The 15,626-nt window shown below is 42.6% G+C and carries 14 protein-coding genes; all 14 read right to left on the reverse strand.

The genetic code is table 11. From position 1 onward, the window contains the following. Positions 1-22: 22 nt before the first annotated feature. Positions 23-1,057, reverse strand: coding sequence for a SepM family pheromone-processing serine protease (locus J1C77_RS11420; RefSeq protein ID WP_002894161.1), 1,035 nt, complete (start codon positions 1,055-1,057; stop codon positions 23-25). A 51-nt stretch (positions 1,058-1,108) separates the two neighbouring features. Continuing rightward, entirely contained in the window at positions 1,109-1,999 is an 891-nt protein-coding gene (locus tag J1C77_RS11425; RefSeq protein WP_002922916.1) for a hypothetical protein, read from the reverse strand. Between the two features lie 48 nt (positions 2,000-2,047). Further along, entirely contained in the window at positions 2,048-2,962 is a 915-nt protein-coding gene (locus tag J1C77_RS11430) for a hypothetical protein (RefSeq protein ID WP_002922914.1), read from the reverse strand. 160 nt (positions 2,963-3,122) lie between these two features. After that, the gene (locus J1C77_RS11435; RefSeq protein WP_002922913.1) at positions 3,123-3,722 is read right to left on the reverse strand and encodes a glucosaminidase domain-containing protein; all 600 of its coding nucleotides are present in this window, start codon (positions 3,720-3,722) and stop codon (positions 3,123-3,125) included. Positions 3,723-3,757: 35 nt separating this feature from the next. Then, positions 3,758-4,570 (reverse strand): prepilin peptidase, encoded by an 813-nt coding sequence (locus J1C77_RS11440; RefSeq protein WP_002922912.1) that lies wholly within the window; start codon positions 4,568-4,570, stop codon positions 3,758-3,760. After that, entirely contained in the window at positions 4,567-5,631 is a 1,065-nt protein-coding gene (locus tag J1C77_RS11445) for a VanW family protein (RefSeq protein WP_042763105.1), read from the reverse strand. The genes J1C77_RS11440 and J1C77_RS11445 overlap by 4 nt, the downstream gene beginning before the upstream one ends. A 7-nt stretch (positions 5,632-5,638) precedes the next feature. Next, on the reverse strand, positions 5,639-6,727 hold the full coding sequence (locus tag J1C77_RS11450; RefSeq protein ID WP_002922899.1) for a hypothetical protein: 1,089 nt from the start codon (positions 6,725-6,727) through the stop codon (positions 5,639-5,641). A gap of 51 nt (positions 6,728-6,778) precedes the next feature. Continuing rightward, positions 6,779-8,398, reverse strand: coding sequence for an SSA_2305 family type IV pilus system protein (locus J1C77_RS11455; RefSeq protein ID WP_427195102.1), 1,620 nt, complete (start codon positions 8,396-8,398; stop codon positions 6,779-6,781). 288 nt (positions 8,399-8,686) lie between these two features. Beyond that, complete coding sequence (locus tag J1C77_RS11460) at positions 8,687-10,273, reverse strand: hypothetical protein (RefSeq protein ID WP_002922897.1); 1,587 nt, start codon at positions 10,271-10,273, stop codon at positions 8,687-8,689. Beyond that, positions 10,257-10,838: a PilN domain-containing protein gene (locus J1C77_RS11465; RefSeq protein WP_002922896.1), complete on the reverse strand. Its 582-nt coding sequence runs from the start codon at positions 10,836-10,838 to the stop codon at positions 10,257-10,259. Before J1C77_RS11465 ends, J1C77_RS11460 begins: the two co-directional genes overlap by 17 nt. Next, entirely contained in the window at positions 10,838-12,250 is a 1,413-nt protein-coding gene (pilM, locus tag J1C77_RS11470; RefSeq protein ID WP_002922895.1) for a pilus assembly protein PilM, read from the reverse strand. The genes J1C77_RS11465 and pilM overlap by 1 nt, the downstream gene beginning before the upstream one ends. Before the next feature lie 44 nt (positions 12,251-12,294). Next, positions 12,295-13,782 (reverse strand): type II secretion system protein, encoded by a 1,488-nt coding sequence (locus J1C77_RS11475; RefSeq protein ID WP_002922894.1) that lies wholly within the window; start codon positions 13,780-13,782, stop codon positions 12,295-12,297. A gap of 12 nt (positions 13,783-13,794) precedes the next feature. Next, positions 13,795-15,099, reverse strand: coding sequence for a VWA domain-containing protein (locus J1C77_RS11480; protein ID WP_002922892.1), 1,305 nt, complete (start codon positions 15,097-15,099; stop codon positions 13,795-13,797). A gap of 28 nt (positions 15,100-15,127) precedes the next feature. After that, positions 15,128-15,616: a hypothetical protein gene (locus J1C77_RS11485; RefSeq protein WP_049547789.1), complete on the reverse strand. Its 489-nt coding sequence runs from the start codon at positions 15,614-15,616 to the stop codon at positions 15,128-15,130. Positions 15,617-15,626 lie beyond the last annotated feature (10 nt).

Raw genomic sequence — 15,626 nt, forward strand, 5'->3', positions numbered from 1 at the left:
TATTCAAAAATAGCAAAGTCCCTTATTCCATCTCTCTGAGATAGTTCAAAGCTTCGTTGAAGGTTTTGACAGGGACGATTTTCATTTTACTCTTGATTTTGATAGAAGCACGAAGTGCCTCATGGTAGTTAGAGCGCAGCTTGGGATTGTACTGGGCAATATCGGCATCAATGGTGTCATCAGGAACAAAGAAAATCTCAGCGCCTGCCTTATCTGCAGCCATGACCTTCATCTCTATCCCGCCAATCCGGCCAACATTTCCCTTGTGGTCAATCGTTCCAGTACCAGCAATAGTTTTTCCTTTAGTAATGTCTTCAGACACGAGCTGGTTGTAAAGCTCCAAACTGAACATGAGTCCACCAGAAGGACCTGCTACACCGTTGCTCTTAAACTCCGTCAGAGGATTCATGGCAACACTGGCTTTAGAACCCAATTCGATTCCCAAACCAGGCTTACCAGTTGTCTCATCCACAATCACAGGACCGCTAGCCAAACCGATTACACCATTACGGCTGTACTCAATTGATACCACATCGCCGACTGTCCGCTGTTCCATCTGATCAACGATGTCGTATGGGCTAGTGTAAGTCTGATTGTCAATCTTTAAAATCACATCGCCTCGCTGCAACTCCTTTGACAGAGGCGTCTCGCTGCTGATACCACCTACGTAAATCTCTTTATGCCTAATCTCAACTGTACGACCAGCAGCCTGATAAGCCACCTGCAAGGCATTAAGATGGGAAGACCCCATTGTGCTGTTCTCTCGCTCTTCCCGTCCCTTCTCCTTATCGAAATAGTTTTCAGGAACAGAGACATACTCTGTTTCCAGCCTGTAATTAGGCAGCAGAGTCAAAAAGAGACTGAACACTCGGGCCTTGGAAACACCAACAGCCATGACATAGATTTTACCTTTTCCTTTATCAGTTCCTCCTTGAACTTGGACAAAGTCTTTGGCATTCAAAGCCGGCCTCACGGTCTCTAATTCATAAGGGAGAGGAATAAAGCCTATCCCAGTTAGCACCAAAGCTGTTATTAAGATTCTTGTTACTGATTTCATATCCTTCCTCTTGTTTCTATCAAGTATTGTCTAGCCTTGCTACTTCCTAAATTAATCACCAAAATCCACCACTTCTGTATCATTTTCCATCAGAGTATCAGCAAAAACTGTCCGAACAACCAGAACAAATACACAGTAAAAGCTACTGAAAACTAGGACAGGAATCATCTGAATCAGGCCAAGTAAATCATCCAGTTCCCCCAGCAAGGGACCAATATACTGCCTTATCAGATCCATCAGGAGATGAGTACCCAGCCCAATCAGCCCACCAAAAGAAGCGAGAAAAAAGCTGAGCAGAACATAACGCCCCCTGCGCTCCTTCATCAGCAGGACTGACTTTCTCAAACAGCCATAAAAGGAAAGCGGCTTGGCCAGATTGTCTCTGGAGCTAGTATCCTGAATGATATAAGACAGCAAAAAGAAGTGCGAATCAACCAGATAAGTGAAGAGCAGGTAAAAGACCATGAACAAGAAAGGAAAAAGAAACTGGAAAATCACAATGGCCTCTGGACTTACTGCCCTCCGATAAAAGGAAAAGAGACTAGCCACCCCAAGATTGATGCCGATTGCCGACCAACCCATGTACAGAATCAGGACTTGGACTGCACTGACAATGAAGGAATAAAAGAGGCGAGTAAGCAAGCCATCTGAGATACTGTACCAAACCGCATAGCCAAAATAGAGCTTAACCATCTGCGGATTTCGTATCATTGTCAAGGCAAATTTATTGACATAAGCAAAACCGAAGGCAATTATAAAAGCCAAACAGGTCAAGACTAAAATGGACCGGTAAGACCAACTCGAAACCAGCGGAAAAAGAAACCAGCCCAGCACTGCAAGCGGGATTCCGACCAGCAAAAGGCCTTTCAGCCAGACAAAATAATATTCTGTAACAAAAACCCAAGATTCTCTGAAAACCCTTGTTACTTTTACATCATTCATCGTTCATTATCCTAAATCCTAAAACCCTTTCTAATTTTTTCATAAATATTAATCTCCAAAATTAACTATTTCCCGATCATAAGACATCAGGATGTCAGCCATAACCGAGCGGGCTGCCAAGGCATAAATCAGCAAAAAGCCATTTATCATACTAACAATCATTCCCACAATATTAGACACAGCAGCACTAAAAAGTAAACTCAAAATTTCTATCAGACCCAATACTACAGGAATAAGCTTTAAGACAAGCTCTACCAGTAAGTAACGCCCCCTCTGACCATTCATACAAGAAAAGGACTTGCGCAAGCTGCCAAAGGCTGACAGAGGACGCAATAGGTTATCAGAGGAGTTGGTATCTTGAATAATATAAGGCAACAAGAAGAAGTGAGAGACTATAAAATAACTGTAAAACAAATGGAATAACAAGTTAAACATTGGTGCTATCAAAAAAAGCAGGAAGAGCATACTAGCCATCTTTTCTTGATTATTTGCAACCCAAATCATCCAAGTTCCCATATTCTCTTGAAAATTTGCATCTGACATAAAGACATTATAGAAGTATACAAAAAGAAGTAACATAGCCAAGAAAAACATGAAGACGTAAATAGACATAGAAAGCAAACGCCCAAAAAAGCCATCAGAAATACTGTAGCCAACAGCCCTCCAGAAGTTTCTTCGCGCCATCTGCGGATTACGAACCATGGTCAAGGAAAACTTATGGATATAAGCAATCACAAAAGAACATAGAAATCCCAGCAGAATTATACTTGGAAGAAATGTAGAGGTCAATGGAGAAAAAAATAGAATTAACAGCCCCAGAATAAAAAATGGCAGTTGAATGATAGCAAGCCCTGCTGTCCATACAAAAAAGTAATCAACAGTCAGTCCCCAGGCTTCCTTTAACACATCGCTTACGTCAAATTTTCTTTTCATAAATCCCCTAATTAAGTCATTTTTCGCCATAAAAGACGATGTCGCAGAAGCAAGCTTTTATTTTTTAGTCCTGAGAGGATGATTAGGAATTTTTAGAGCCCCAGAGAACAAGAAAAACCCCGTCAATCACCTCACCAAAAGAAATTCTTTCTATAATAAAGCAAGCTGAGACATGATTGTCCCAGCCTCCTTAACCTTTTTTCAAAAAATTTCGAATACGAATCATAATCTTGCTTGACCAAGTTTTGTCAGATGCGTATCTTACATTGATAGCAGCCATGCTCTTACCATTGTAGAACTGACCGCCAGGCTTGAGATAGTGCTCGCTGAGATAGCGGGCAACTGTATCTATACCATCGTCAAATGTTGCGAAATTTCCTGCACTGGAAAAAGGACTGGAGTCATAAGCCATGAAACCAAACAGGTTGTGCTTGGCCTGAGCAATCTGACTGCGGCCGTAATCCGATTCGTGAATAGCCAGCCCTACGAGAAAAATTGCATTAACTCCATGATCTTTCTCTGCTTTTTTGAAAGCTTTTCCCAATCCAGCCATCGGCGTGCCAGCCAAACGACTATCAATGAAATCGGCTGACACTGTGCTAGGCACTGTTACATCTTCTGAAAAGACGACTGCTCCTGTCTTCTTGGCTTGAAACTGATCTGACACCTGCACTAAAGATGGATCCAGACTGGCCTTTTCATTTGCCTCTAGGCGGCTGACAGGCAGCACACTGCCTGAAAGGACAGTAGCTGTCGCTAATGCTATGATAACTTTTTTCTTCCTAAACATTTTTTCTATCCATTTCTATTGTCGCTTTTGGTTTCCTAGATTCCTCCCCAGAAATATAGGATAACCGCCATGATGCTCATAGCAGGACCAAAAGGGACTTCTTCTTTCAACTTAAATTTGAATTTCTTAAAGATGGTTGCGATTAAGAGAATCGCTCCAGCTACAAAGAAAGAACCATATCCTAAAATCAGCGTATTCAAGGGGCTAAACCAACTGCTCAGGGCAGCTAAGTAGAGAATATCCCCCATCCCGAAAGCCTCTTTCTTGTAATAAGCCTTGGCCCCAAAATAAATGAGAGAGTAGAGACCAGCGCCGACTAGCAGCGAAAAGAGCAGTTCCCAATTGAATTCACTGGTAAAAAACGTAACAGCCATACGGCCCAGCCAGAAAACCAACAGAACCGAGTCCGAGATGTACTGAGTATCAAAATCGATATAACCGATGATGAGACAAAGCGACACCAAAAGACAGGCTGAAACAACCATCCATGGCCCCTGATCTTGAAAGATCAGATAAGAGGCCAGCCAGAGCAGACCCGTCAGGAGCTCCACAATGAGATAGCGCGGTGAAATCGGCTCCTTGCAGTGCTTGCATTTAAAGCCCTGCATGATAATCGACACAACCGGAATCAGCTCCACCGAAGTCAAGACATGGCCGCAGGACGGACACATAGACCGACCTTTGGCAATGCTCTTTTCCAGTGGCACACGGTAGATGACGACATTGAAAAAGCTCCCAAATACGACACCTAATATAAATACTAAACTTGCAATCATAATTTTTCCCTTTTTATACTCTTTGAAAATCTCAGGTGACAATGTCAAACTTCGACTTCCCTTGAGTATCACTTAGATGCCAGAATGATGGATACTTGCCCCTCCTCCAAACTTAATGAAAATACCATATCTGTTTCTGTATTGTTTTGAATGGTCAATTCGGTCAAACCTTCAGCAGGCGTTCCGATGTTGAAATACTGTCCTCGATAGGAAATAACATTGGTCCGTGAAAAGGCGAGCTGCTGAATGGCATCTACAATCTGCTCAGCACCCTGGCCGTAAACTTCTTTATTATCCTTACCCTTGACCGGCAGATAGCCGGACTCTGCATTCAAAGCGCCAAGTAATTCTGAGATAGACTTGGTCTCACCAGGAGCCAAGTAAACATTCTGCAGTTTGTAAAAAGCTGTCTTCATGTTTTGAGCTTGAGCAGCGTTAGTCGGCAGTGGTACTTCCTTACGCTCTATAAAGTGTGTATATTGGCTCAGAAGCTCACTCTGATCTTCTGCTTCGACAGGCGTACTCTCAACCTTGACATCATCAAATTTACCAGTCTTGGCAATCTCTTCAGATGCTTGGATAAAAGCAGCAGGATCAATCTTATAGCCATTAGACTTATCTCCCACCTTTACATTAGACTCGCCGTCCATGACCAGATGATTGGTCGTTGGAAGCTGACTGAGAACATCAGGATGGGCAGCCAAGACATCATTTAAAGGTCTAAGCCAAAAAAGACGGTTAGGATAGATGGAAATCTGCAGATTTTCCTTGGTATCGAAAAACGGTGTAAACTTATCCCAGACTGTCTTGGCTGAGATATTATCCAGCCGCTTGAGCTCTTCTTCTGTGAAATAGCTCAGTCCTAAAAAGCGCATATCTACAGAGAAGTGTTGCCCCGTAGACAGCTGAAAAGTCGCCTTATAGGGCAGTTCTCTGTAAACTTCAATCTCAGCTTCGCTCCGAGAGCGAACCTTCATAGAGGGACGGCCATTGATACTCAGGTCAATCGTTGGATTAAAGACAAAAATGACATAAAATAAACTACCCAGCAGAAAGGCAGCAAGTGTCGCTGCTGGAAGTAGTTTTTGATATTTTGATGAAACCTTTCTTTTTCTTCTTGACATGAATCTCATCCCAACCTTATACTACGCATTCAGCTAAGCGGATAAGGAATTTACGGTCGATACGGCGAAGAAAATCAATGATGTCATCTGAAACAGTATCTCCGGCATTCAGGATTACTCCTCCATCTGCATTAACAAGATCTTTTTGCAGTGTTTTACCTACCAGAAGACGTTTTTGCCGATCGATAAAGTCGTTAACAGCTTTCTTTGCTCCTGACTCTTCTTCAGCAACTGGCGCTGTGCTGATAGTTGTTTCTACTTCCTCAGCAGGGGCTGCCAATACTTCTTCCAAAGCAGCATCCAGACTCAGCGCTGCATCTGTTTCTTCAACTTCTTCTTCAGCTGGAGCTGTTGTTTCTTGTACCAAGTCTTGAACTTCTGGTTCTTCTGCTGTCTCTACGACTGCTTCAGAAAACTCCAACTCAGGAGCAGCAGCTCCCAGACCTACAGCAGCCAAGGCCTCTGTCAAATCTGTTGCAGCTTCTTCTTTCACATCTGCTTTTTCATCTACAACTGGCTCAAATACAGGTGCTTCAGCAACTACTTCCTCAATTTTTTCGGCAGGTTTTGCAGCCTCAGTCTCATGGAGCAAATCTGCTGCAGCCAGACGGCCCATTTCTACATCTGCTTCAAGATGAGGAGCTGTCTTTTTTTCATCATTGAGGATAATGTACTCTTTACCAATCATCAAGATGCGTGATTTAGGAATCTGAATTTCCTCGCTGGCATCTTCAGAATTAACCACCAAGTAGCCAATTTCATTCTTTTCATCAATATGATAGTCAACAACAGTTCCCACCTTGTTTCCATCAATTGTGATAACAATTTCGTCAAAGACGCTACCCTGCTTGTCGTTCAAGACCTTCAGATCTGCCTCTTCCAGCTCTTGAAAGACTGAGCTGTTTTCTACCATGACCGCAAAGTCACCGATGCCTTGGATGTTCTTGCTAGACAGCAAGGCAAAAGGCTGTTCAGACTGCTTTGACTTAATGACAAAAGTCAGATTGACCCCCTCGTCAACAAAGACTTCATGGACTTCACCCAGTCCCATCCCTTTTTCAATCTCAATGACAACGGTCCCTGTGATTGTTTTACAACTTTTCATAATTTCCCCTAAAACCCTTCTAATTGATTACAATTGTATGTTTATATAGTATTAATTTTTCACGATTTTGTCCAGCATATTGAACGCTTCTTGACGAAGATTTTGATCTGAGCTGCCTTGGACAATTTCTTTCAGATAGCTCTCAGCTTCTTGAACTGCATTAGAAGCCAATAATTCCTGACTTTCCAGTAGGAGGAATTGGAAATAGACTTCTTTATCTCCCGCAGTTTCTGCAGCTGGTCTTGCTTCTGCTGCTTCCTCAGCCTTGAGGATATCAGTGATTTTCTGAAGCAAATCTTCTTCTGTCTCATCTGCAATTGCTTCTTGAACAGGCTCAGCCTGTGTCCAAAGAGCGTCTTCAGAAACTGATTGAACAACCGCTGGTTCAGCGGCTGCTTCAAACTCAAACGTTTCTGATGCAGGTTCGAAGCTACTTTCTTCCTCCCAAGTCTCTGCGACTTCAGCAGTTAAATCTTCCTCTTCAGATCCCAGCAAATCATGCTGAATCTGGCTGAGAATATCTTGATAACCCTGAATATCAGCGCGATCACGGCTAACCATAGACTCTTCAGAAGCAGAAAATTCTGGCTCTGCAGCAGCTTGGCTGAAGGCTGAATCCATCTTAGCTTGTGGCTCAGTGTCTGAATCAGCAAAGAAGAGAGATTCTAAGCTGTTTGTTGCTCTTGACTCTTCCGCTCTAACTGGCTTGATATCTCCCGTAGCAGCAAAAACATCTTCCAGGCTGTTGCCTACTTCTTCTGCCACTGGCTGCTGAGCTTGTTCTTGCTCAGTGAAGAATTCTTCCTCATCTTGAGAAACAACACCTGTCACCTCAACCGCCTGCGGTCTGAAGTTGCCATAGCTAGACTCCGTATAGGACATCGGTCTAATCTTAGACAGAACAGCAGTCTCAAAGGCTGGATCATCTATATCTGTATAGCCTTGATTGCCGGCTGCATTTGCTTCCGTAGGCTGAATCAGAGAGTTGGCCACCTTAATCTTAGTAGAACCCTTTCGGTGATGAAGCAGGGACTGCAAAAATTCATCATTGGCCTTTTGTGCGCTGTGGTCCATACCCACCATACCGACCTCAGCTGCCGCTAGCTGACTGTTTGGCTCGTATTCTCCAAAGGCAGGAGCTGTAGCCAGATTATCAACAGGGTAGAGAGGTTTTACTTTCTCAAATCTTGTCATATCCTTTTTGATAGAACGGTCTGCCAGGGTGCGACCAGAAGCAGATACTCTCTGCCTTGCCGGACTTTCCTCAGCCTGAACCCTTTCTTTACTTTCCTTTCTCATCCTACCGGTTGAAGCATTGGATAAGTTCAAATCCCTAGCAGATGACAAGCCTGCGCTCGTCACTTCCGCTTTCTTGCGTGTGCTCTTGGTATGCTTCTGGCTTCTGCTTCGCGCTGAAGCAGTTGCTCTCTTCTTGACTGGAGCTAGCTCCTGTGAAAAGAGCAGCACCATATAGACTGCCAAGGCCAAAGCACAGAGTCCAACAAAGGCTATGCCGGGAACTTGTTGAAAGAGGAATGGAGCACCAATCGCAAATAGCATGACCCATACTACGAGAAAAAGGCGCTTTATTAATGAAATCCTAGAAACAAATAAAATGCTAATCGTATGCAGCGCTATTAGCCCTGCTCCAAAAGGTAAAAAATATGCCATTTGAATATTTTCGACACCCCCCACTTTCTAAATGATATTAAACTTTTTCAATGCAAAACCAGTCTTGATTTTGTTTTTCCATAAACTCCATTAAAACCCAAAATAGACTCGGGCGTCTATTCTGAGTTTGCTTGTATTATACTTCAAATATCTCTATGTTTTAGTTTACTATAAATGCACCGTGAATACTAGTCTAATAACTTGGTTTTTAGCATTTTTTTAAGAAAAATTTACTCATGCTCTTGAAATTTTAAACCATAGACTTATTTGGTATTTTTTCAAAGTATTTTAGCTGACTACCAAGTTGTTCACAGATAGGTTATCCAGCTTCATAGTCGTTTCAGGGCTTTCTCCGCTTGGAGTTTCAAAGTAGTAACCCACAATAGTCATTGGATAGCTGAATCCTGGAATGTTTTCAGGATCGAAGCTAACTTCGCGCCAGCCAGTCCAGCTGTTTGGACGAATGACATGAAGGTAAATTTTCTGCCCACTGGCATTCTTGACAATCAAGCCAATCTTACCCTGCCATTGATTAGACAGAGATAGAGAGAAGCTGATAGCATCCGGCTTATTGTTCAAGGATACATACGGTGCTGCAAATTCCATTTCATACATAGTAGAAGACTTGGTTGCTGGAATCTTAACCACATTGGAACCTGAACCCTCAAGGAAGTCCGTATTGTCAACCGTCACATCATATTGATTGCTGCCGCCTGACTGAATCAGCTTCAGTGGTGATTCGAAGCGGTAGATAGTTGATGAATTGTAATAAGCTGACAGACCATCGTTCCGACTAGACTGAGTGCTAAGCTGCTCCAGATAAGACGGAGCCAGATTGGTACTGCTGTTAGCATTCGCGCTGCTAGTTGTATTGGTTGTTGCGGCCCCCAAACTGCCCTTATTGCCAGTTGCATCTGTGCCGCCACCAGCTGTCGTTACAGATATAGAGCCTGCCTGCCAAGTCGGAATCGCAAATGGAGACTCCCAGTTAGCAAACTGAATCGGTGTCTTATCGACATTACTCTCTAGAGTCACATAGCGCTCGACGTCTTTAACCTGATAGAAACGTAGCTTGATTTTACCGCTGGTTAGATCAGGGTTTTTGTTTTCCTCCGTGCTAGACAGGCTTTTCTTTCCGCCCAATTCCAGTTCGCTGGAAACGATTTTTTGTTGATTGCCATCAATCAATTCCAACAATTTCAGAACCTGTGTATAAGTTCCTTCGAACTCAATGTCCGCTGTCATCTGCGTGATGTTGGTATTATTGGTCGTTCCGTTCCCTGGTGTCGCTGCATTAGCTGCAGTTGTTGTTGCAGTATTCGCGTCTGATGAAGAGCTGCTGCTAGATGAAGATGAGGACGATGTACCAGACGAGCTAGAGGTCGTACTGGATGAAGAAGACGTCTCACTCGAGCTTGAACTGCTAGTCGTACCAGAAGAGTTGGAGTTTTGACCCTTGGACGAAGTCGCAGCCAATCCCTCCTGTTGGAGTTCCAACTCTGTGCTCTCAGTATAGTTGACAGACTTGAATTTAATACCGCTTTCGTTGACTAGCTTGTCAATCAAGAAGATGAACTCCCCTTGATTGGTCGTACCATAGTATTTCTTAGCCTGATCCAGAGTCTTAGCATTCAATGTTTGGAGCTGTTTGGTAAGAGACTTCCTCTGACTAATCTTGGCATTCTTGCCTTCCAACTCTGTCGAGATAGTTGCATGCTCTTCAGCTAACTGCGCCATCCGTGTATAAGAATTTGTTACCAGATACCCACCACCAGCAAGTACCGCTACTCCTCCAACACAGGCCAACAATTTCTTGTCACGCTCATTTAAATTACTCAGGATTTTTTTCTTTTCTTTCTCATTTTTGCTCTTCATTGAAATCTACATCCTTCGTCAAAATTTTAATGTTAAACTTGTACACTGTATTGTTATCCTTTTCCTCGCGAGTAATGTTGTCCACAAAAATATGGTTAAACTTCTCAGACTTACGAAGCTCTTCCTCAAACTTAGCGATAGAAAGATGCTCTTGAGACGAACCATTGATTTCTACATTGTCGTTATTAATCTTGATATCGTCAAAGACCAAGTTTCTTGTCACATTTTTATTAAGGAAGTCCATAAAGGCTTTGTTTACTCGGTGCAGGCGGCGGAAGTCGCCTTCTAGGCTGGTAAAGAGAAGTTCGTCATTCTTGACCGTAACAATCTTATCTTCAGTCTCAGAGACTGCCTTCAGCTCTTGAGCCATCTCTGGACTCTTGAGTGTCTGCTCCGCTCGGTCAATCTCGCCTTGGAGGTGCATAGCGCTAAACTGGAAGAAGCCAATCAGCACAATCATAATCGCTACAATCCCTGCAAAAGCGGAAATAGCAGCAAGTTTCAGTGGACTGGCCTTAGCCGGTGCCACATGATATTTTGAAAAGTAGTTTAAATCTCTCCGCATTAGTTCGCTCTCCTAATCAACATGGCTGTAGCCGGAATGAACTCCGCATTAAACTCGGCAGAACCTTCCCACAGTACATTCTCATAATCTACGTTATCAATTGAGATGAATTCTCGATTCATGTTCTGCTTCAGAATAGCAGCCAACTGCCAGCAGATGTCTTGGTCACCAAAGACATAGAAACTGTCAATGTTGAGACCGGTTGACCCGCTAAAGAAGTTTTCAGTATTGAGAATGTGGTTCTTAGCATCAGCCACCCACTCATCCAAGGCCCTCTTCAAGAGACCTGTATCCAGATCATCTGAAGCCACTGCTGGAAGCTTCTGCAGCAAACTAGCATCGTCTGCATAGCTCAGGATGTCCTTGTAGCCACGATTGAGATAGTTGCTGGTCACAAACTTGCCTTCTGAGTAGAGATAAACACCGATGAAGCTCTTGCTCAGATGTACCATGCCGACATTTTCCTTGGTCAGCTTCTTAGCACGATTGTTAACCGCCTGAACGCGTTCCAGCCATTTTTCAAAGGTATTGGACTGAAGGTCAAAGACATAAGGTGTCAGCTTCAAATTCTCAGCCAAGCCCAGATATTGCTCTACCACGCCTTTTGGCACAGCATAGACCATGAGTGAGCGAGTATCTTCATCAAGCGGAAAAGCTGAATTAGACTCTTGCTCTTGGAATTGAATAACATAAGAAGTCGGATCAATATCCAGGTATTGCTGGAGCTCGTAAGATACCAAGCCCTCAATATCCTCATCATTCTGCACACTAGCTGCCACATCAACCGAACGGGCGATGATATTGGTATTGCCCAGAGCAAAGAAAGCGTACTTAGCAGTGATCGCATGCTGCTCCATCAGGTCGCTGATAATATTTTTGAGAGTAATCGGGTCGATAATCTCACTATTCAGTACAACACCTTCTGGCAGATTGGCAGATGCCATCTTGATAATCTCCAGCTCATTGCGCTTCTGTCTGGCAACAACCAGATAGACTGATTCGTCAGTGAAGTCAATGGCCATCAGATTGCCCTTGATAGGCTTGCCAAACATAGTGTAAGGTGCATGCATTCTAGTGACCGGTTGGCTCGCCGCACCACTGCCTTTCTTAGCAAAGAGCGAACGATTACCAGACTTAGCAGGCATGTCATCACTGCCACTATTCTTAGAAAAGAGCGGCTTGTTGAGCTTGGTTAAGAAGCTCCCTTTTGCTGTTGATTTTTCCCCATCGTCAAAGTCTTCTTGACGATCTGACTTGATCTGAACTCCTTGAATAGATAAGTGTTCTTTATGTTTCCCTTTTGATGAGAAGAGCGGTTTATTTAATTTTCCTAAAAATGAGCCTTTTTTCTCATTATCTTCTTCGTCCAGAGCTCTTCTGCGCCCCTTGGACGAAAACATATTTTTTGCCATAATCTCCTAATCTCCCTTATTTTTCCTAAAAACTATTTCCCTAATTATTTCGCTCTGTATTTGTCGCTGAAATACTCAGCAAGAATATTAATCTCGCTGTCTGTCAACTTCTTATTATAGACAGCAAACTCATTTATAAAAGTTTTTCCGCCAAATATAATCTGACTTCTCCTAATATCATGAGTCACACCATTACGCTCCATGAAGAGTTCGTGTGTGTGAGCTAAAGCACCATTGACGAAGACTTCAAGTTTTAAAATCTTGTTTGTCACAGAGGCGCGAACCTGAATGGAATTGTCCTTTGTATAATCTAGTACAACATTTGCATATTGTCGACCACCATTATTAGCATTAGTGTTATCAACTGTCTCGATAGCAATTTTACCATTAGCTTCCAAGCTAACTGTCCAGTTCAAGGAATTATCTAGCTTATAAGTTAACAGCGAGCCTGTCTGCTGACGATTTCCAATTAAAATCGAGGTCGTATAACCCTTATTGAAATCGTGATTACTAAACTGAATTTTGGAGTCGTTAAGAGCGATTAGCTGTCTGGTCTGATTGATAGCTGGTTCCTTATAGTTGATAACAGGAATAACAACTCCATAGACTCCATTCTTTTTAGTCTCCGCATAGTTTGCCACAACAGTATTAGTGTGCGCTACCCCATCAGCTGGTATCGCTGAAATTGTGTTATCAGAGTTCCGCATCAAGGCTAAATCAGCATCTGTATGAAGTACTAGATTAGGTCTCATCCCACGATTAGGAAGACCCATAACCCAAATTCGCTGTGGACCTTCTTGGTATTTTCCAACACGTCCAAATGAGTTAATTCCCCGTGCTGCAAAGGTTAGATAACGTCCGCGCATCTCATCCGTGATAGCGATTGGTTTCTCGTTACTGCTTATTTGTTGAAAATCATCTGGTAGCTTAGGTAATACTATACCAAAACCAGTATTCTCTATATTAGGCCCCAACGTTCCTACCGGAACAATCTTACTATTATTATAATTAATACTGGACTCGCTGAGAAACCAAGCAGAACTGGTATGAATCTTGGCCTTTGTAGACTGTTTGTTATCTTTGAAGCCTGCTTGACCTGTCGGACTAGTCTCACCAGCATAATAATAGTAACGACTTGTGTCTTTTAATGAAACGACCAAATCCTCAGGAATATCCAAGGGGATTTCCTTTTTATTTGCGGCAAAGAGATGGATATTCTTGACTTTATTATCCTTATAAGACAGGGTCGTACCCTTGACGCTAACGCTGTTGCTCCGGCCGTTTTTACCTATACGATAGGTGAAAGTTTCAACATCGTTGCCACTTCCACCATCTTTTTTAATTTTTGCTAACCGGGTTTCAAAATCTTCCTGAATGTCAAAGTTCAAAGCATTTTGATTACGCTGGCCCAGAATATTCTGGTAACCAGTAGAAAAGAAAGTCAATAATCCTGCTGCAATGACCCCTATCAAAACGAGGGCTATCAAAACCTCAACTAGAGTAAAACCTCTGGTTCTTCGCATTTTTTTCATCGCTCTTCCTTTCTACGGACCAGACACAAACCAAAGATCCTGTTGAATTTGCTTTTTTATGTCTGCAAATGTCTGTTCTAAAGCAGCTTCATTAGTCGCAATGACAAAGGTAGAGTCTACCTTTCCGACTGTTTTGATTTGATCAGCTATTTTTTGTCCGTCTTTTATTTCTTTTACATTCCCTGAAAAGCCGATGACACTAATACGCTTAACACCAGAGCCGAAGGTCTTTGCCACTTGTCCCACATATTCCGTAGTCAATGAAACAGGTTGATCAGCTTTAATTTGCTTACCATTTGTTGGGAAATTTGCTGTCAGATCATACTTCCCAATCCCGTCAGGAGAGGCTGTATAGGCATTTGGAATACCGTCAGTCAGCAAGACAACATATTTTAGCTGGGCTGGATTTCTCTGAAGACTTACCAAGCCATAGCGAAGCCCATCTCCAGGGTTAGTAATCCAACTTGTAGGGAGGGCTTTAATCTTAGTTTTAATTGTATCTGTGTCCTTATCTAGCTCTACAAAATCTTCTTGAATATAACTTGCATCACCAGAAAACCGAACCAAATTAACACTAACGTTCCCTATTTCCTTGAGGTCATCAACCAAAAGATTTGCTTTGGTCTTCAAAATATTCATCCGGGTTCTACTATCTGTTGGTTCCAATTTCTGATTCCACAGGCCATAACCCATAGAACCGGAAGTATCAAAAACGAAAGTAACAGCTGTATTTACCTGACCCTCAATAGGATCGTTCCGATAAGCAAGTGCAACCCCTTTCTTACCTTTAGCTACTTTAGATATAACCTGCTTGGTGTTCAGAGCTGAGATAGCCGTATCAATAGAAAGTTTATTCTTAGAGTTTTTATATTGACCTGTCAGATTGTAGTTAATCAAGCGATTATCCTGATAAGATTCATCTGCCTTAAATTCTAGATCCAGTTGCATATCATAGAGGGAATTAGTTCCTAACACTGACTCGTCCCAGCTTTTAGTTGACTTATTCCAAATATAATTTATAACTTTCTTCCCATCAGGTGATAATCCGATATAATTCCAGCCCTCTGTTTTTCTGACATCCTTGCCATATTTGCTTTCGTCAAGGACGAAAACAGAGGTCGCCTTACCAATGGTGCGATCCACATATTGCATAGAAGTTCGCATTTCTGATTGGATACTAGCTTCCCGCTCGATTATATTGCGGCCTGAAAACATTGTGTTAAATACAAGACCTATCAGAAGTCCCACCATACTTGTAAGGATGATGGCAATAATGATTTCAGTCAGTGTAAAACCTTTTTGTATTTTTTTCATCATTCTTTCCTATTTAAATTTTTTGATCCATCTATTTAGCCGAGACTAAGTGGCCCTCTTCGGAACGGATACCTTGCGTTTCCCAGTTAAAGATTACCACATGCTCATAATAATCTTTACTATTAGCCAAGGTTGATTTTGATTTAATGGTTATAACATAATTTCTAGGGCTACGGTCATCACCCTCAAAGGATCCATTCATCTCAATCTCAGCTTTACCTCCATCTTTGAAGGTATGAGTAGAGATAATAGGATCTTTAGGGATTCTTCCTTCCTTATCTTGTGCCCGCCTGCCAAACTCTGCATAGAGAGGAGAAGACGCCCCCTCACCTAAAGCTCCCCAAGCAAGCTGAGAGCCAGATGTTGCTATATATTTGGCTTTAAGGTAGCTATACATACGCTGGGTTTGCATCTGTCCCGTATCTACTATAGAAGCCATAATGCCCAGCATGGCCACCAGCAGCACAATAGCCACAATAACCATAGGCAGGGTTGACCCTTGTCTTTTTTTTCCTTTCATGGATAATATC

The organism is Streptococcus sanguinis, from assembly GCF_050223295.1.
Classification (GTDB): domain Bacteria; phylum Bacillota; class Bacilli; order Lactobacillales; family Streptococcaceae; genus Streptococcus; species Streptococcus sanguinis_X.